We start from the raw sequence: 18,619 nt of genomic DNA on the forward strand, positions 1-18,619 counted from the left end.
AAACGTAAAATTTACGTCATATCACCTATGGCTTGATCGTTTCGCCGCCCACCTCATTCTTTTTGTACTCCCGGCAGCAACTGCGGAAAACTGCCTTTGCGGATATTGAAAAAAAACAGTTCCGGCACACTGACCAGCATACCTTTCAGGCTCATGCGCAGATTTTTCCCGGCATCCCAGGGCAGGGCGATGATGCCGTACAGCGTTTGTCCCGCCGCCACCGCCAAATTGACACTGCCCAATAAAGGTCGTGGCCAAACTGCATCCTGAGTAAAAAACAGGAATGCGCTATCTTCGCCATGCCGGTGGTAAATAGTCGAGCTAAGGGTGTTTGATTCAGACAAATCGACCAGGATATCGGGTTGGTATCGATATTGGGTTTCAATTTGCTGTTCCCGGTAAGTGCTTAACCGATAGCTGGCATCCACACGATAAGCATTAGCCACCGCATCGAAAGCAACAAAGGGAATGATGTTCAAGGCTTGATCTTCAATGTAACCGCCCAGCCATTGCTCAGATGTTTGCCGAATCTGTGCTGCCGCCGCTGGCTTGCCGGCTTTATCAGTCACCACTTGCTGTTTGAGATTGGTGTTAATGACGCGGAAAATTTCCGTTACACAATTGCGGCTTAACAATTGGTAATCATAAAGCATCCGGAGTTGGCCGGCGTAGGCATCAAGTTGCTGGCTTAGCGCTTGAATATGGCTATCAAGTTGGTCTGGCGTAATGGCCAGAGACACCAAGTTTGCCTTTGCGCTCACTGCAGGTGTGTTGCTTAATGCCGGCAGCAAGATACTATCATTGCTGTGTGGTATAGCTTGGATTTTTAACCAGCGGCTGCCGGCCAGTTCAATCTCGTTATAACTACGTTCATCCAGTCCAGCGGATTTATGCAAACCTTGCCTGGCTTTATCCAGCAGTGATTCTGCCTGGCTGATAGCATCCTCTAAACTTTCTGGAGCAATCTCTTGGCCCTTAGTCGTAGTATCACTGGGCAGGCAACGATCTAATACGACTAAATAACCGGTTTGTATCGATTGATCCAGGGCGTGCAATCTGGCCATGCCCACCAATAGGGGATAACCCCAATCGCCGCGTTCGCTACGCATGAGTTTAATCAAGTCCTGGCATAGCGTCTGGCGAAATTCGGCTAACTTGCTTATGGCCTTATCGTCCAGTTTTAAGCGCGTTTGAGTACTGGTCAGCAATGTTTCCTGGCGAGGTACCAGCTCCCGCTCCAGCGCTTCCAGCGCGGCCAGATTAAGCAAACCGTTTTGATAGCGCTGACTAAATCCTGGCGGATAGTCTACATACTGCTGTTCAGTCAATTCAATGGGTTTACTTACCGCAGCAGGTTTTAATGCCTGTAACTGTGTCCAGATTTGTTGATGTTTTTGCGCCAAAAAAATGTCGCCGTAGGTAGCGATAACTGCCTGTTTAAGCTGGGCAGCACTAGTATTGTGCTGCGGACTTTCATTTTCAGAACCCATCCAGCGCTGACCGGCTTGATAATCACTTAAAAAATATCCCAGCGCCTTTAGTTCTACAGTGCTTACCGTGCCTGGGTCAGGCGTGGTCAGGGACAGTTGTTTCAGCGCCTTGAGTAGCGCCAAATCATCCTGCAATGCTTTTAGCCTGGTAAATTGCTGATTCTGAATTAAAAACCTGTGATTAAAGGCATCACGCAAATTTTGAAACACCTGGTCGGCAACTTCGATGCGATGACCTTCGATTGTTCGATTTTCCAGATAGCTGTAATTAAATTTAAAGGCTGAGAAATCGTCGCGGAATATCCGTAACAGCCCCGGCTCAACGTGCTGAAAATGAAAAACTTCACGCTCGAATTGAATAGCGCTATGTCCACCGCTGGCACTGCCTTCCCCTGAGTTGATATACAGGTAGTCGATATAACCATGTTCAGCCTGAGCCGAAGACCAGGCCAAAACCAAGTATACCGCCCAGACTAATGACCGCGACCGGCCGGGGTAGCCCATAACAGTTTATTTTTTCAAACCGTCTTCAATGGCTTGTTTTTTCAAAGGATCGTTATTGCTTAAACTTTCCGTAAATGCTGAAATTTGTCCGCCACCCAGTTTAGCCTTTTTTAGTCCACGGCCAATACCCACATAGGTTGTACGATCCGCCTCCCAGTTGCTGATACCATGACTTTGCGCCAATTGGCTGAGATGGGCACGAAATTGGTCCAGCGTACCGGTTGAGCCGGTAGCAAATTCCGCTGTGTAATCAGCTACATCCGTCTCGAATTTTTCTTGCTCAGTTCTGGAAGAATCGGAACTGGATTTAAATGGGCTGGAAGCTACATCCAGAATTTTATTGGCACTGTAAGACGAACTTTCCGAGCTTGTCGAAAATGAACAAGCGCTCAGGCTTAGCGCCAATAAGCTTACTGGCAAAATAGCTGAAAGTTTAGTATTCATAAATATAATCCGCCGGGAAATAAAAAAAATGAGTTATTGGTATCACACACTGTTTATAAAAAGCTATTTTTAACCTCGATTCAGCAACCCGAAACACTATATCGGGGTCATAGCCTATATTATGACCTCCCACCGATATGGGCAACTAATCCATGCCGACTAATCGCTAAGTCAGTGTCGAATTTGAGATGGTATACCAAGACATTCGCCTGGTTTACCCATACACATGTTTAATTCTGGGTTCTGTTGCCTAAATTGCCTTAAGTTAAATTCAAGAACACGTATGGCATAAATTATGCTGTAAATATTCCAATGGATAAAGCTAACCATGCCGCCAGAACAATTTTGGTAAAGCCTTATGCCTGTTATCAGGTTCACTGGAGAGTGTTGCGATGTTTTTGAATCATGTTTTGCCTACTCATAACCAACAACTACTGCTGACTGCTGAAGACTATTTTAATCTGGGTAACAGCAGACTGGAACTCAGACTGTATCAGGCAGCGCTGGCCAGCTATGCACAGGCGCTGGCTCTGCAACCGAATTATGCCGAGGCCTACTGGAAATCCGGTAACGCTTGGTTCAACCTGCTGGATTATCAGGCTGCTGCCAGCAGCTATCAGCAAGCCATACGCTGTAAATCTGATTATGCTCAAGCATATAATAATCTGGGTATTGCCTTGCAAAAACTTAAGCGATATGACGCTGCACTGACAAATTTTGCCCTGGCTATTACCATCAAACCTGATTATGCCAATGCCTATAATAATCAGGGCCTGGTTTTTCATGAACTAGGACTGTTCAAGCAAGAACTGGCCTGCTATCAACAAGCGATAAGCCTGAATCCCGAATTTGTCGAAGCCTGGAATAATCAGGGCAATGCCCTGCAGCAGTTGGGGCACTATACCGAAGCCATCTGCAGTTATCAGCAGGCGCTTGCATTAAATCCTGATCATGCCAAAGCTTGTTATAATTTGGGAAACGCTTTATTGTCGCTCAAACGCTATGCTGAGGCAGTTCAGTATCTGGCTCGCGCCATTATGCTAAACCCCGATTATGCCGATGCATACACCAGTCAGGGTATGGCTCTTGCCGCTTTGCATAAGCATGAGGCGGCCTTAAAGTGCTTCGCACGAGTTGTAGCAATACAACCCAATGATGCTGAAGCCCATTTCAATTATGCATTAACTTTAAATCAGCTCAGACAAAATGAGTCAGCTCTGGTCAGTATAGATCGAGTACTGGCCATACAGCCGGATAATGTCGAGGCCTATAATAGCCGGTGTAAAGTGTTGAGCGATCTGAAACGCTACCCAGAAGCTCTGGACAGTTGCGCTCAGGCCCTGCTGCTCCAGCCGGATTTTATTGAGGCGATAATTAATCGCGGCAATGTTTTCAATGAACTTGGCCAGTATCAGGCGGCCTTAAGCTGTTTTGAGACCGCGCTGGCAATCCAGCCTGATTTTGCCGGGGCCCATAATAATCGTGGCTTAGCCCTGCAAAATCTGAATCGCCACCAGGAAGCTCTAGTCAGTTACCAGCAGGCCTTAATCCTAAGCCCGGATTTTGCCGAAGCTTATAATAATCGCGGTACAACGCTCAAAGAATTAAAGCGATTTAGCGAAGCAGATGCCAATTATGATCAGGCGCTGGTCATCAATCCAGAGGATGCCTCTACCAATTGGAACAAAGCTTTGCTTAAACTCCTCACCGGTGATTATGAAACCGGTTGGCGTTTATATGAGTGGCGCTGGCGAGAGAGACAAATGGATAAAGTTCGAATTTTTAGTCAGGCTCTGTGGCTGGGTGATGTTGATCTGGCCGGCAAAACCATCCTGATTTACCCGGAACAGGGCTTGGGCGATTTTATCCAGTTTTGCCGTTACGCACCATTATTGGCGGAGTTGGGGGCTCATGTAGTGATAGAAACCCCAATACCTCTGGTTTCCTTGCTGCAAACACTATCAGGAAGTTTCGAAATAGTCGTCCAGGGACATAGTTTACCAGCTTTTGATCTGCAATGTCCGCTGCTGAGTTTACCGCTGGCCTTCAAAACCAGTTTAGCCACTGTGCCTGCCAATATACCCTATTTATTTGCCGATCAGAGCAAAAGGCAAAGCTGGCGTACCCGACTGGGCCTTAAAACCATAACCAGAATCGGTCTGGTCTGGTCAGGTGCGCCTATGCACAAGAATGATCATAACCGTAGTTTGCCGCTGCTTACGCTGGCACCATTGCTGGATCTGGCATTTGAGTTCCATTGTTTGCAAAATCAAATTAGAAGCGAAGATTTGGCGGTGCTAAACCAACTGGCTGGATTACACCAGCATCAACAGTATTTGCAGGATTTTTCTGATACCGCTGCCTTGATTGCCGAATTGGATTTGGTGATCAGTGTTGACACTTCAGTAGCTCATCTGGCCGGAGCAATGGCTAAGCCAGTCTGGATATTACTGCCGTTTGCCGCCGATTACCGCTGGCTGGCTGATACAGAAGATAGTCCGTGGTATCCGACCGCCAGACTATTTCGTCAAACAGACTTTAATGACTGGGACGAGGTGATTAAGCTGTTAAGCCAACATTTACTTATTTGGCACACTGCTCAACTATCGCTGCTGAGCGCTGGCTCTCACCAGCAGGCTAGCGCAGTTTAATGCGTGGCAATACCGTGTTTCTGAATCCGATACAACAGTGTATCTCGGGAAATACCCAGCAAACGTGCGGATTTACTGCGGTTACCGTTAGTTCTGACCAAAGCTTGGTAGATAATGTCGGCTTCCAGGGCATCAAGCTGCACCCCAAACTCGGGCAAGATAAACTGGTTAGCGGGTACAGCACTGGCTTGACGGGTAAATTCGCGCGGCAGATTTTCCGGCTCAATCAAACGACCGGCCAACAGTATGCACAGACGTTCACACAAATTACGCAATTCGCGGATATTGCCCGGCCATTGATAGGCGCGCATGGTTTTGACAGTTCCCCGACTCAAAGTCGGCATCTGCAAATCATGGGTTTTGGCAAAATGGCTAAAGAAATGCTCTGCCAACAGTTCGATGTCTTCCCGGCGCTCATGCAAGGCCGGCAATTCCAGCGGCACCACACTTAAGCGAAAATATAAGTCGCTACGGAACTCGCCGGCATCAATTAGAGAATTCAGGTCGGTATTGGTAGCGGCAATTACCCGCACATTGACTTTGTACGGTTTGGTTGCACCTACCGCCTGGCATTCACCAGACTCTAGAAAGCGCAATAATTTGGATTGGATGGACAGGGGCAGGGAGTTAATCTCGTCCAGAAACAAGGTGCCACCATCTGCTGCATGGAACAAACCCTGTTTGTCAGAAATCGCACCGGTAAAAGAACCTTTTTTATGACCAAAGATTTCCGATTCCACCAGACCTTCCGGTAAGGCTGCGCAATTCAGGGTAATAAATGGTTTGTCGGCACGTGGACTGTTACGTTGGATAGCTTTGGCCAACACCTCTTTGCCGGTGCCGGTTTCGCCCTTGATCAATACCGTAACATCGGTGGCGGCAACAATTTGTGCGCTACGGATCAATGCCTCCAGTGCCGGAGATTTTCCAATAATAGTATTGAAATTATCCATATAAACCTCTCAAAATGTCATGATATGCTGGACGCGCATGGGGTTCAACGATGGAAACGCCGCCAACAAAGCAAAAGCAATAAACAAAATACCGACAAACCGTTTAAAGCGCTGCGCTTTGGATAGCCGGGTAAGTAATGGCGTTATTATACCCACGCCCATTACCGCAGGTAAAGTACCAATTCCAAATGCCAGCATGGTAATGCCGCTATGCACAATATTTCCGCTGCTGGCGGCCAGCGCCAAGGCAGTATAAATCAGCCCGCAGGGCAGCCAGCCCCAAATCATACCAAACAGTAATGCCTGGGTGCGGGTTTTTACCGGAATCAGCTTGCGGCCAAACGGCTCGACAATTTTCCAGAAATACACCCCGGTTTTTTCTATATAGGCAAAATAGGGAAACCAGCCGGCCAGATATAAGCCTGCGCCAGCCATAATCAAGGCGGAAACCACTTGCAACACCCGGTGAGCCTGGCCTTCGGCAAACGGCATGGTCAAAAAGCTTTCCACCAAGCCTACCACTACCCCGGCCATACCATAGCTGAGTATCCGCCCCAGATTATAGTTAAACACTATGCCGAATAATCTGGCCTTGTTATTCCTTAGTTCAGAGCTCAGGCTAAACGTCAACGTACCGATAATAGAACCACACATGCCGATACAGTGCAGGCTGCTGAACAGCCCCATCAGTACGGCAGTCAGATAGGAAGCGTTTAGATCAAGGTATAGGTGCATCAAACATTACGTCAGGGAAACAGTATTAGGCAATTATAACTTACTTGATAAGGCAAAACCCTATTTATAGGGCGTCAACCTTCATAATACGCTTAATTGATCACAATTTTATGTGCGGCGCCGGCCTGTTCCTTGACCAGTATCGGAACCAGGTAGCCGGGTAACTGCTCACGCAATTGTTGCAGCATCAGCAAAGCATCCGTTTCACTGACTGCAAAATGCGCTGCGCCACTGGTACGATCCAGCAAATGCAGATAATAGGGCAGTACCCCAAATTCAAATAAATGCTCGCTCAACTCCAGTAATACATCGGCACTGTCATTGACTTGCTTTAGCAACACGCTTTGATTCAGCAGGGTAATATTGCGTTTTTTTAATTCAGCGCAGCCCCGGCCAAACTCGGCAGTCAATTCGTGGGCATGATTGGCATGGATGACCAGCACACAGGGTTTGGTGATAGCGGCAAAGATTGCCAGCAACTCCGGCGTAATGCGTTCCGGCAGCACTACCGGCACCCGACTGTGAAAACGAATCCGTTTTACATGCGAAATCTCATTCAGTTGCTCAAGAATATGCGCCAGTTTTGCATCACTTAGCAGCAAAGGATCGCCACCGCTAAAAATCACCTCGGTAATTTCCGGACGCTGGGCAATATAAGCTATCGCCTGCTGTAATTTCTGACTGGAGAGTTGCAATTCACCGTAGGGAAAATGTCGACGAAAACAATAACGGCAATGGATGGCACAAGCCCCGGTAGCAATCAATAATACCCGGCCATGATATTTATGAATCACCCCAGGTACACCGATAGCTTGTAAATCACCGACCGGATCATGGCTGTAGCCGGGAAAATCCAGCAACTCGGCACTGGCCAGCAACACTTGTCTCAGCAGGGGATCATCCGGATTGCCAATCTGCATACACTGGGCAAATCCACGTGGCACCAGCAATGGGAAGTCTTTAAAATCAGTTAGTACCGACAGTTTATTAATATCCAGCTGTAAATACTCGCACAGTGCGTCCATGTCGGTAAAAGCCTGAGTCAGGCTCTGCTGCCAAGTGAGTTTTTGGGTATTCAATGCTGCTCCGGTTTCCGATTAAAATTCATATCCATTATAATCGTCAGACTATTATTTGTTTCACGAGGAAAAAATGGCAATTTACAGCACCAATGAATTTAAGGGCGGATTGAAAATCATGCTGGACAACGACCCTTGTTCAATTATTGAGAACGAATTTGTCAAGCCAGGCAAGGGCCAAGCTTTTAATCGGGTAAGAATCCGCAATCTGAAAACCGGTCGCGTCATCGAAAGAACCTTTAAATCCGGTGATACCGTAGAAGGTGCCGATGTGGTTGATGTGGAAATGCAATATCTGTATAGCGATGGTGAGTTTTGGCACTTCATGGTACCCGATACCTTTGAACAATATCAGGCCGAAAAAAACGCTGTGGCTGAAGCCGTCAAATGGCTGAAAGAACAGGATATTTGCACCATGACCCTGTGGAACGATGCTCCCTTATCTGTCACTCCGCCTAATTTTGTGATATTAACCATCACCGATACCGATCCCGGCCTGAAAGGCGATACTTCCGGCGGCGGCGGCAAACCGGCCACCCTGGAAACCGGTGCGGTAGTGCGGGTACCCTTGTTTGTCCAGATCGGCGAGATCATTAAAGTTGACACCCGTACCGGCGAATACGTATCACGCGTTAAAGAATAGTGTCCGATAATTGGCAACCGGTCTGTGATAGCCAACATTTGCGCCGTCGTGCGCAAATGTTGGCCGCCATCAGACAATTTTTTCAGGATCGTCAGGTTCTAGAAGTCGAAACCCCCTTATTGTGTCGCAGCACCGGCACCGATCCGCAACTGGATTTTTTCAGTACCACTTTGCATTTAGCAGGGCCTGTTCAGCAATTGTATTTGCAAACTTCCCCGGAATTTGCCATGAAACGCCTGCTGGCCGCCGGTTCCGGCAGCATTTATCAAATTTGCAAAGCCTTCAGAAATGCCGAATCCGGTCGCCTGCATAATCCCGAATTCACCATCCTGGAATGGTATCGAATCGACTTTAATTTACAGCAACTGATGAGCGAAGTCATCAGTCTGCTGCAATTTCTGCTGGCCCCGGAATTTATATCCACAAAAACCCACACCATCAGCTACCAGCAGTTATTTATCCAGCTTACCGGTCTGGACCCGCTGGTATTTGACCATGCTGCTTATATTGACTATGTAAAAAACCAGGGATTGCCCGAAGCCGAGGATTTATGCGCAGATCAGCACGACTTATGGCTGGATTTTATCTTCAGCCACTGCGTCCAACCCGCTATGACTCATAATTGTATATATCTTTTACACGATTATCCGGCATTGTTGCCCTCATTGGCCCGAATCAAAACTAATGATCAGCGTCTGACTGAACGCTTTGAAGTGTTCATCAACGGCATAGAATTGGGCAACGGTTTTTATGAATTGGCAGATGCCACCGAACAGGAAGCCCGGTTTGATCGGGAAATTGATTATCGCCACCATCACGCTAAACAGGAAGTGAAAAAAGACGCTTTGTTTTTGGCTGCTCTGCAAGCCGGACTGCCCGATTGCAGCGGGGTGGCTTTGGGACTGGACAGATTATTAATGATAATCAGCGCCAGTCACCATATTGATGAGGTGTTAGCATTCCCTCTGCTAAATGCCTGAACAACAGCTTTATTAGTTAATCGAGGTTGCCTAAACTTTATAGCAAATAAGAGGGCGGTAGAGAAGCTTAATTAGCTGGGATTGGTGCCGCCAAAAGCGCCTGTTCGCACTTTTGCCATTTTATCAACTCCAGACTACCATCCTGATGCTCCACAATAGCAGTACAGCTTTCCACAAAATCGCCAGTATTGACATACAGAAAATCTTCAATGTTTTTGATTTCGGCATGATGAATATGCCCACAAATCACTCCATCAACATTAGCATTTTTTAGACTGTGCACGATGCTGATTTCATAGTCGGAAATAAATTGCACCACATTTTTAACTTTGAATTTAACATAGGCAGCCAGCGAAAAGTTTGAGCGCAGACCAAACCATGACCTAAAAATACGAATGACCCGATTGATTTCGATTAGCCAGTCATATCCGACGCTACCCAACTTGGCTATCCATTTATGATGTTTGGCTATGGTATCGTATTCATCGCCATGCACGATGAGAAAACGCTTGCCCTGCAGGGTGGTATGAATATCAGATTTTTTGACGACGATATCACCAAATATATAGTTATCGTAATCACGCACGTTTTCGTCATGATTGCCGGGAATATAAATAATTTGCGTACCTTGTCTGGCCTTACGCAGGATTTTCTGAATAATGGTATTGTGATTGGCTGGCCAGTACATTTTTTTGGATAGCGCCCAAAAATCAATAATGTCGCCTACCAAATAAAGTTTGTCACTATTATTGTGTTTTAAAAAATCCAATAAGGTATCTGCTTGACATTGGGTCGAGCCGATATGTAGGTCGGAAATCCAGATGGTGCGGTAAACAAGGCTATTCATAAGGCTATGCTGGTGATTAAGTCTTTGCGAATCACTCTATTCTCATCTGCCTATGTGACAGCTCTATGACGAAATAAAGAGTTTTTACTCAACCATCCGTTAGTGACATCCCAAATAAACCAGCCATCATCTTTTTTATGCTGGTCTGTCATTTTAGAGCCATTACATCCAGCATTGGCTTGCTTATGAATAAATTATTTTTAAATCAATCAATTAACTAATAATCGCCTGATTATTTAAGAGGAGTCGAAATAATTATTGAGTTGCATCAAAATTTACACCAAAAAATCTATAAAATATAGCTGTAACCTCACTTTGGTCTGGCAATTTCATTAGGCTGATCATACAATTCAAGCCTTGACGCTACTTGACTAGTTAATGTTAGACTAATAGCTGAATTAAAACCCTACAAGGACACTTCAGATGATACCTGTCATTTTATCGGGCGGCTCCGGTACCAGACTTTGGCCGCTTTCTCGTGGTCAATACCCCAAACAGTTTTTATGCCTGGTGACCGGTAATACCATGGTGCAGGAAACACTGCTCAGGCTGCAAGGCGTACCCAATCTGCAACCACCAATAGCCGTCTGTAACGAAGATCATCGCTTTATGATGGCCGATCAACTTTGGCAAATCGGAGTCAAGCCTGCAGCCATAATCCTGGAACCAGTGGGTAAAAATACCGCTCCTGCCGTGGCTATGGCGGCCTTAACCGCAAAATCGGCCGATGATATTTTGCTGATTTTACCGGCTGACCATGTGGTTGATGACCAACCAGCTTTTCAGCTCGCCGTTGAACACGCCCGAAAATTGGCCGAACAAGACAAATTGGTGACTTTTGGCATAGTACCTAACGAGCCTGAAACCGGATACGGCTACATAAAAGCCGGCACCCCTATTCAGGACAAAGCATTTAAAGCCTTTGATGTAGCAGCTTTTGTGGAAAAACCCGATCTGCAGACAGCCAAGGAATATCTAGCTACCGGAGAATATTACTGGAACAGCGGGATGTTTGCCTTCAAAGCCGGGGTATTTTTGCGCGAACTGGAAAAATTCAATCCGAAAATGTTGCAAATTTGCCGCGAGGCCTTGCAGACAGCTCAAACCGATCTGGATTTTGTGCGGCTGGATAAAGAAGTGTTTTCGCAATGCCCATCCGACTCCATAGACTATGCTGTCATGGAAAAAACTGATGCAGCTGCAGTGATCCCCCTGGATGCCGGCTGGAATGATGTCGGTTCCTGGTCAGCACTTTGGGATGTCACATCAAAAGATCATGCCGGCAATGCAATCAAGGGTGATGTGTTGACAGTAGACAGCACCAACTCTTTTATCCATTCCAGTGGCCGATTAGTGGCCGTAGTAGGGATAGATAGTCTGATCATTGTTGATACCGATGATGCCATTATGGTGGTTGCCAAAGATCGTGTCCAGGATGTCAAAGCCATCGTTGATCAATTAAAAGCCAGTAAACGATCGGAAGCCCATATGCATCGCAAAGTTTATCGGCCCTGGGGCCATTATGACTCGGTGGATATTGGCGATCGTCATCAGACTAAACGCATTGTGGTTAAACCAGGTGCCAAATTATCTGTGCAAAAACATCATCATCGCGCTGAACACTGGGTAGTCGTCAGAGGGACTGCTCTGGTGCAAAAAGACGGTGACAGCTTTTTGGTATCCGAAAATGAATCAATTTACATTCCTCTAGGCTCAGTGCATAGCCTGGCAAATCCCGGCGTTATCCCTTTGGAAATGGTTGAAGTACAATCTGGAAGTTATTTGGGGGAAGACGATATCGTCCGTTATGAAGATAATTACGGGCGTGTATGATATTTAATGATTCAAAGCCGGAAAGGGAGTTTCCCGGCTTTGAACTTTCATAGACAACAGTTATGAATATTCAAACTGAAAATCAGACTCCGCATACCTTGCATATTTATGATGGCGAGTTACATCAGTTACAGACTCTGCTGAAACAATTGGTTGAGCTGGTGACATTTCAACTTGATCAGACCTTACAGGCCCTCCATGAAGGAGATATAATCAAAGCCGAAAACGTAATTTTGCGCGATCGACAGGTAAATCAATACGAACTTGAAATTGATGCCGAAGTGCTGATAGTTATCGCCAGGCAGGCACCGGTTGCCAATGATTTACGCACTATTATCGCCACATCTAAGATTGCGGTGGAACTGGAAAAAATAGGTGACCAGATAGTCGAGGTTGCTAAATTTGGGTTGCTGATGTTTTCATCGAAAACCAATATTCCCAACCCTAGATTAATGCTGGACATGCTGAAAATGGGCGATTCGCTAAAGGTGATGCTTAACAATCTATCAATGCTAGTGGAAAATCATGATGCCGAAGTAGCTTACAACTTATTAGCGTATGACAAGGAGAGTGAACAGGCATTAGAAGACGGTATCAAACATCAACTCAATTTCATTATTCGTGACTCTCGCATGATCAGTCTAGGCCTGAATATCATGCAAATGATGAAATCTCTTGAACATTGCCTGGAATGTTGCCGCAATATCGCTGAATATATGATATTGATGATCAAAGGCATTGATGTTCGTCATGTCAAAATCCAGGCTGATCTAAAATTGTCGTAATTATTCAGGGTAAATTATCCAGTACACAGAGGCAGACCCAAATATTAATACCTAGCAGTTCAGCTTGGTATGGTGGGTATTGGTTACGAACCATAAAACATTTTGGTGCAAAGCGTATAATGTGGCAAAAATTATTGACATTCCATTGACGGCGCATCGCTCTGCTCAAAAGTTGGTCATAAAGTTTAGAACAACCCGCTTTTTTCTGGAGCATCAGTGTCTCTGCAAACCGTTAATGACCTGCTGAAAAAACACCGGCTAGTCGAAAGCATGTTGCTGAATCAACCCATGCAACGCCGCAAACTTGTCACCACCCTTGTGCAAAAACAGCACATGGTTGAGTTGCATATCTTATTGAAACGCTTGTCTGCATTGGAAATTGGTCAAATTCTGGCTTCACTGGAATTGGAAGATGCCACTCTGGTTTGGGAACAAATTGAAGTAACCAGACAGGACGATGTGTTATGGGAAATATCTGACACCTTGCGTGAACAATTGGTAGGGGATAGGGAACCGCATTGCGGAGAAGGTCAGATGAGTGCCTTTGAACTGGTCAATGGACGTCTGTCAAAAGTGGCCATTACCTGTCGTCATGATCTTAATTCAATAAAACCCATCTGGATTGATTTATTGGCTCCCACCAAAGCCCAACGGGTACTGATAGGCCAGCATTACGGCCTGGAATTGCCCGATCCTCAGGAGTTGACTGATCTGGAGGCCAGCGCTCGCTTTTATGTCGAGCAGGACGAAATTCATATCCATTCCGACTTCCTGCTGGATCGCGACGATATTGCCCGCAGTGTACCGGTGGCTTTTATTTTACGCGGCGACATTCTGTTTTCGGTGCGCGATGAAGAATTGCCGGTATTTCGTCTGCAACGCTTACGAGCCCGTACCCAGCCCGGATTTGTTTCTGACAGCCGGGATATGTTATTAGACTTGTATGGTGCCGAGGCTGAATATTCAGCGGACTCTCTGGAAAATATCTACACAGAACTGGAAAACGTCAGTAAGAAAGTGCTTAGCCACAGTATGAGTGATGAAGATGCTGCCCAGATTTTGGCTGATATTGCCGAACAGGAAGATTTAAACGGCCGTATCCGGCGTAATATTCTTGATACCCAGCGGGCAGTATCGTTTCTGCTCAGACGTAAACTGTTAACCTCTACCCAGCTTGAAGATGCCCAACAGATTTTGCGTGATATTGAATCACTGAACAGCCATACCGCGTTTTTATTTGGCAAGATCAACTTCTTGATGGATGCCACCGTAGGTTTTATTAATATTAACCAGAATAAGGTCATCAAGATTTTCTCAGTTGCATCAGTAGCCTTACTGCCGCCAACCTTGATTGCCAGTATTTATGGGATGAATTTTGAAAATATGCCGGAATTGCAATGGATGTTGGGTTATCCGTTTGCTCTGGGGCTGATGATAACTTCGGTATTATTGCCTTATCTGTATTTTCGGCGTAAAGGCTGGTTGCGCTAATGACCGGTAAATCTGCATTTACTGTATTCGGCGAAGTGCTGTTTGACCGTTTCAGCGATGGCTATCAGGTTTTGGGCGGCGCCCCCTTTAATGTTGCCTGGCATCTACAGGCCCTGGGATTAGCTCCACTATTTATCAGTCGGGTTGGTGATGATGCCGCTGGCGAGCAAATTCGACAGGCTATGCAAAACTGGGGCATGGACACCACCGGTTTGCAACTCGACCACCAATACCCTACCGGAGCTGTTGAGGTTAAATTAAACGGCGGTGAACCCAGTTATGAAATTCTGGCCAATCAGGCCTATGATTTTATTCATGACGATGATCCCGTTTTGCCGAATTGCCGGATTCTATATCATGGCAGCCTGGCATTACGTCAACCTGTCTCTCGGGCCAGCTTTAGTCAGCTTTCCAGCCGGTATCAAGGCCCAATATTTCTGGATGTGAATCTGCGCGCACCCTGGTGGCGGGCAGATGATCTGCAACTATGGCTGGCGGGTGCCGATTGGGTAAAACTCAATGAGACCGAATTACAACAATTGCATCCCAGCGGAAAAGGATTGGAACAGCAAATGCAAGACATATTGCGGGCATACCAATTAAGCGGCTTGATAGTCACGCGAGGTGCTGCCGGGGCATCAGCCTTGCAGGCGAATGGCGAATTAGTTTGCGTCAGCCCGGCACACGCAATTTCTGTAGTGGATTGTGTAGGCGCTGGAGATGCTTTTTCGGCTATTTCTTTACTGGGCATATATCATAGCTGGCCATTAGCCCTGACTATGCATCGCGCCCAGGATTTTGCCGCAAGCCTGATTGGCCAACGCGGCGCTACCCCGGCGGATCCAGGTTTCTACCGACGTTTTCGACAAGATTGGCAAATAGCTTAATTCGTAAAGACATTATCAAGCTATTCGTCAAAACCCGTCGTTACTATGGTCTGTTACCAGCAATTTTGGTTCCAGCATATCAAAAATGGCGTATTTTGGCCCTTCACGACCCAGCCCTGAATCCTTTACGCCACCATAAGGCATGTGATCGGCCCTAAAGGTCGGCACATCGTTAACAATTAAGCCCCCCACATGCAAGTGCTGGAAAGCGTAATTTATCTTGCGGCTATCAAAGCTGAACAAGCCGGCTTGCAGGCCGAAACTGGAGTCATTAATGGTTGTCACTGCTTGTTTAAAATCAGTATAGGCTTCAATCACTACAATAGGTGCAAACGCCTCAAGATTACAGACTTTCATGGTTTGTCTGGTATTAGTCAGCACGGTAGGGGAGTACAAAGCCCCCTGACGCTGTCCACCAGCCAGCAACCTGGCACCATCGGCCACTGCTTCGTCAACCCAGTGTTCAATACGCCGGGCATTTGCCTCATCTATCATAGTCGAAAACTCAGTTTCCGCTAGTTCCGGATCACCGATTTTCAAGCGGGCGAGTTTTTGGCAAAACAATTCAATAAAGGCCGGATACAAACCGGCCTCCACATAAATCCGCTGGGTGTGGATACAGGATTGGCCGGCAAAGGCAAAAGCCCCAATCACTGCTTTACTGGTCACCCGCTCCAGATCGGCATCCTGATCCACCAATAAGGCGGCATTGCCACCCAATTCCAGCACGACCTTTTTTTTGCCGGCGTCACGTTTCATTTGCCAGCCGATATCAGGTGAACCGGTAAAACTCAGTAGATTAAAACGCGAATCGGTGACCAACAGATTGCCAACTTGTCTGTCCATCGGCAGCACCGACAATGCACCACCCGGCAAACCGGCCTCGGCTATCACTTTTGCCAGCAGCAGGGCGCTAATCGGGGTTTTTGAGGCCGGTTTCAAGACCATGGGACAACCCGCGGCAATCGCTGGGGCCAGTTTATGGGCAACCAGATTAAGCGGGAAATTGAAGGGCGATATTCCCGCTACCAAACCCACCGGAAAATATTTGACAATAGCCTGCTTATTGGCGGCTGATACATGCCAGTCGATACTCAGCACTTCACCGGGCAAGCGTTTGGCTTCTTCGGCGGCAATCAGAAAGGTTTGGGCAGCTCTTTCCACTTCAGCCAGGGCCGTGGTGTAAGGCTTGGCGGCTTCACGGGCCATGATCAGCGCAAAGGCCTCGCGCTGCGCCAAAATACCGGCAGCTATATTTTGCAATATTTGATAGCGTTGATATACCGGCATAACCGCCAGTTCTGCTTGCACGGCCTGGGCAGCCTGTACGGCAATTTCAAATTCAGCGATCCCAGCACTATAGGTTTGATAGACACATTGCCCAGAATAAGGGCTGATGACAGCAAGCGACTGGGCAGTGGTGCAAAACTCTCCGGCCAGATAGATAGGAAAAGTGGTCATATAAACTCCTGAGCAGAGCGGAAAGCCGGTTAAATAATGCAGGACTTATCCAGCAACTCCCGGGTAAACACCCGATTGTTTTCGGTGTAATCGATTGGCACTTCTATGACATGTACCCCCGGGGTTTTCAGACAGTCCGCCAGCAACACCTGTAATTGTCCAGCCGTCTGTACCCGGTGGCCGAATGCCCCATAGGCTTCAGCATATTTGACGAAGTCAGGATTATTAAAATCCAGACCGAAGTCGGTAAAATCGGAACTCTGCTGCTTCCATTTAATCATGCCAAAGCCGTTATCGTTAAGGATCAGCACCGTCAGATTAAGTCTCAAACGTACAGCAGTTTCCAGTTCCTGACTATTCATCATAAAGCCGCCATCACCGCAGATAGCCAGCACATTCAGCTCGGGATGGATGATTTTGGCGGCAATTGCCGAAGGCAGCCCAGCCCCCATGGTTGCCAGTGCATTGTCCAGCAAAATAGTGTTGGCGGATAAGGCGCGGTAATTGCGGGCAAACCAGAGTTTATACATACCGTTATCCAACGCAATAATGTCTTCTGCCCGCATAACCTGACGCACATCGGCCACCACCCGTTGCGGAATCAGTGGGAAATCATTGGCATCGGCGCGTTCGGCAATTTTACTGTCCACGGTAGCTTTTACTTTTAAAAAATAGCTGAAATCCCAATAGCTAGGCACCCGGATTCTTTCCGACATTTGCCATAAGGCATTGGCAATATCACCCACCACATCCAGTTGCGGAAAATAAATTTCATCGACAGATGAAGCCACAAAATTGATATCGATAACACTGATACCGTTAGACTTCATGAAAAATGGTGGCTTTTCGATCACATCATGACCGACATTGATAATAAGATCGGCTTTTTCGATGGCACAATGCAGATAATCATGATCGGACAATGCCGCAGTGCCGAGAAACAAAGGATGATTTTCCGGAATAACACCTTTACCCATCTGAGTATTAAAAAACGGAATTCCGGTGGTATCGATAAATACTTGCAACATATTGGCTATACGCTTGCGATTGGCACCAGCACCTATCAGCAGCAAAGGTGACTTGGCGGCTTCGATGCGTTTAATGGCGATATCCACGGCTTTGATATTGGCATCCGGTCGGCGCACTTTCTGGATGGGAATAGGCAATACCTGAGTCTGTTCAGCCGCCACATCCTCCGGCAGCTCCAGATGTACAGCACCAGGACGCTCTTCCTGGGCAGTTTTAAAAGCCTCGCGTACCGCCGAGGCAATTTGATTACCGCGCACCAGTTGCCGGGTGAATTTAGTGATAGGCCGCATCATATCGACCGTGTCTATCATTTGAAACTGACCCTGCTTGCTGGCGTGTATCGGTTTCTGGCCGGTAACCATACACATGGGCATGGCCCCAAGCTGGGCATAAGCGGCAGAAGTAAAAAAATTGGTGGCACCAGGGCCGAGCGTGGACAAACATACGCCGGGTTTGCCGGTCAAACGTCCCACCGTGGCGGCCATAAACCCGGCAGCCTGTTCATGCCGGGTTAATATCAGCCGGATCGAAGAATGGCACAGAGACTCCAGAACATCGAGATTCTCTTCGCCAGGGATACCAAAAATATATTCAACACCTTCATTTTCCAGACATTTTACAAACAGATCACTGGCTTTCATGTATGAACCCATTCATGTTATTTAAGGTAATCATCAGCGGTATTCAATCAGCCATAACCATACCCTAACCATCCGTGCAGCGTGCTGTTGAGACCATTATAGGGAAAATTTCCCCACCTGTTTCTGATGTTTGTGGGCTTAGACAAAGTACAGAGGAAATTATTCA

General features: G+C 46.9%; 15 protein-coding genes. 7 read left to right on the top strand and 8 right to left on the bottom strand.

Annotated features, from left to right (window positions below):
- Positions 1 to 53 precede the first annotated feature (53 nt).
- Complete coding sequence (locus KEF85_RS09205) at positions 54 to 1,994, bottom strand: hypothetical protein (RefSeq protein WP_215579748.1); 1,941 nt, start codon at positions 1,992 to 1,994, stop codon at positions 54 to 56.
- A 6-nt stretch (positions 1,995 to 2,000) separates the two neighbouring features.
- On the bottom strand, positions 2,001 to 2,438 hold the full coding sequence (locus KEF85_RS09210; RefSeq protein ID WP_215579750.1) for a putative lipoprotein: 438 nt from the start codon (positions 2,436 to 2,438) through the stop codon (positions 2,001 to 2,003).
- 392 nt (positions 2,439 to 2,830) lie between these two features.
- Here KEF85_RS09210 and KEF85_RS09215 point away from each other — a divergent pair, with 392 nt between their 5' ends.
- Positions 2,831 to 5,089 carry a tetratricopeptide repeat protein gene (locus KEF85_RS09215; RefSeq protein WP_215579753.1) on the top strand — a complete coding sequence of 753 codons (2,259 nt, stop codon included), beginning with the start codon at positions 2,831 to 2,833 and terminating at the stop codon, positions 5,087 to 5,089.
- Here the strand turns inward: KEF85_RS09215 and KEF85_RS09220 are convergent.
- The 3 genes from KEF85_RS09220 to epmB form a co-directional block, all read right to left on the bottom strand.
- Positions 5,086 to 6,042, bottom strand: a complete 957-nt coding sequence (locus KEF85_RS09220; RefSeq protein ID WP_215579754.1) for a sigma-54 interaction domain-containing protein — start codon at positions 6,040 to 6,042, stop codon at positions 5,086 to 5,088. The genes KEF85_RS09215 and KEF85_RS09220 overlap by 4 nt on opposite strands.
- 9 nt (positions 6,043 to 6,051) lie before the next feature.
- Positions 6,052 to 6,777, bottom strand: a complete 726-nt coding sequence (locus KEF85_RS09225) for a sulfite exporter TauE/SafE family protein (protein ID WP_215579756.1) — start codon at positions 6,775 to 6,777, stop codon at positions 6,052 to 6,054.
- A 92-nt stretch (positions 6,778 to 6,869) separates the two neighbouring features.
- Entirely contained in the window at positions 6,870 to 7,856 is a 987-nt protein-coding gene (gene epmB, locus KEF85_RS09230; RefSeq protein ID WP_215579758.1) for an EF-P beta-lysylation protein EpmB, read from the bottom strand.
- Positions 7,857 to 7,929: 73 nt separating this feature from the next.
- Here epmB and efp point away from each other — a divergent pair, with 73 nt between their 5' ends.
- Together efp and epmA are read left to right on the top strand one after the other, a co-directional pair.
- A complete protein-coding gene (efp, locus tag KEF85_RS09235; RefSeq protein ID WP_215579761.1) occupies positions 7,930 to 8,499 on the top strand; it encodes an elongation factor P in 570 nt (189 codons plus the stop codon).
- A complete protein-coding gene (gene epmA / locus KEF85_RS09240; RefSeq protein WP_215579766.1) occupies positions 8,499 to 9,479 on the top strand; it encodes an EF-P lysine aminoacylase EpmA in 981 nt (326 codons plus the stop codon). Before efp ends, epmA begins: the two co-directional genes overlap by 1 nt.
- A 67-nt stretch (positions 9,480 to 9,546) precedes the next feature.
- On the opposite strand, the gene KEF85_RS09245 is transcribed toward epmA, so the two are convergent.
- Positions 9,547 to 10,326, bottom strand: a complete 780-nt coding sequence (locus KEF85_RS09245; protein WP_215579769.1) for a UDP-2,3-diacylglucosamine diphosphatase — start codon at positions 10,324 to 10,326, stop codon at positions 9,547 to 9,549.
- 423 nt (positions 10,327 to 10,749) lie between these two features.
- Between KEF85_RS09245 and KEF85_RS09250 the strand changes: the two genes are divergently transcribed.
- The 4 genes from KEF85_RS09250 to KEF85_RS09265 all read left to right on the top strand — a co-directional run bounded on the left by KEF85_RS09250 (position 10,750) and on the right by KEF85_RS09265 (position 15,322).
- Positions 10,750 to 12,159: a mannose-1-phosphate guanylyltransferase/mannose-6-phosphate isomerase gene (locus KEF85_RS09250; protein WP_215579772.1), complete on the top strand. Its 1,410-nt coding sequence runs from the start codon at positions 10,750 to 10,752 to the stop codon at positions 12,157 to 12,159.
- Positions 12,160 to 12,221: 62 nt separating this feature from the next.
- Positions 12,222 to 12,944, top strand: coding sequence for a phosphate signaling complex protein PhoU (gene phoU, locus KEF85_RS09255; RefSeq protein ID WP_215579786.1), 723 nt, complete (start codon positions 12,222 to 12,224; stop codon positions 12,942 to 12,944).
- A gap of 216 nt (positions 12,945 to 13,160) precedes the next feature.
- The gene (gene corA, locus KEF85_RS09260; RefSeq protein WP_215579788.1) at positions 13,161 to 14,435 is read left to right on the top strand and encodes a magnesium/cobalt transporter CorA; all 1,275 of its coding nucleotides are present in this window, start codon (positions 13,161 to 13,163) and stop codon (positions 14,433 to 14,435) included.
- A complete protein-coding gene (locus KEF85_RS09265) occupies positions 14,435 to 15,322 on the top strand; it encodes a carbohydrate kinase family protein (RefSeq protein ID WP_215579790.1) in 888 nt (295 codons plus the stop codon). The genes corA and KEF85_RS09265 overlap by 1 nt, the downstream gene beginning before the upstream one ends.
- 27 nt (positions 15,323 to 15,349) lie before the next feature.
- On the opposite strand, the gene KEF85_RS09270 is transcribed toward KEF85_RS09265, so the two are convergent.
- Positions 15,350 to 16,783, bottom strand: a complete 1,434-nt coding sequence (locus KEF85_RS09270) for an aldehyde dehydrogenase family protein (RefSeq protein ID WP_215579793.1) — start codon at positions 16,781 to 16,783, stop codon at positions 15,350 to 15,352.
- A 29-nt stretch (positions 16,784 to 16,812) separates the two neighbouring features.
- Positions 16,813 to 18,453: an acetolactate synthase large subunit gene (locus KEF85_RS09275; protein ID WP_215579795.1), complete on the bottom strand. Its 1,641-nt coding sequence runs from the start codon at positions 18,451 to 18,453 to the stop codon at positions 16,813 to 16,815.
- Positions 18,454 to 18,619: the final 166 nt, after the last annotated feature.

Source organism: Methylomonas paludis (assembly GCF_018734325.1).
Lineage (GTDB): Bacteria > Pseudomonadota > Gammaproteobacteria > Methylococcales > Methylomonadaceae > Methylomonas > Methylomonas paludis.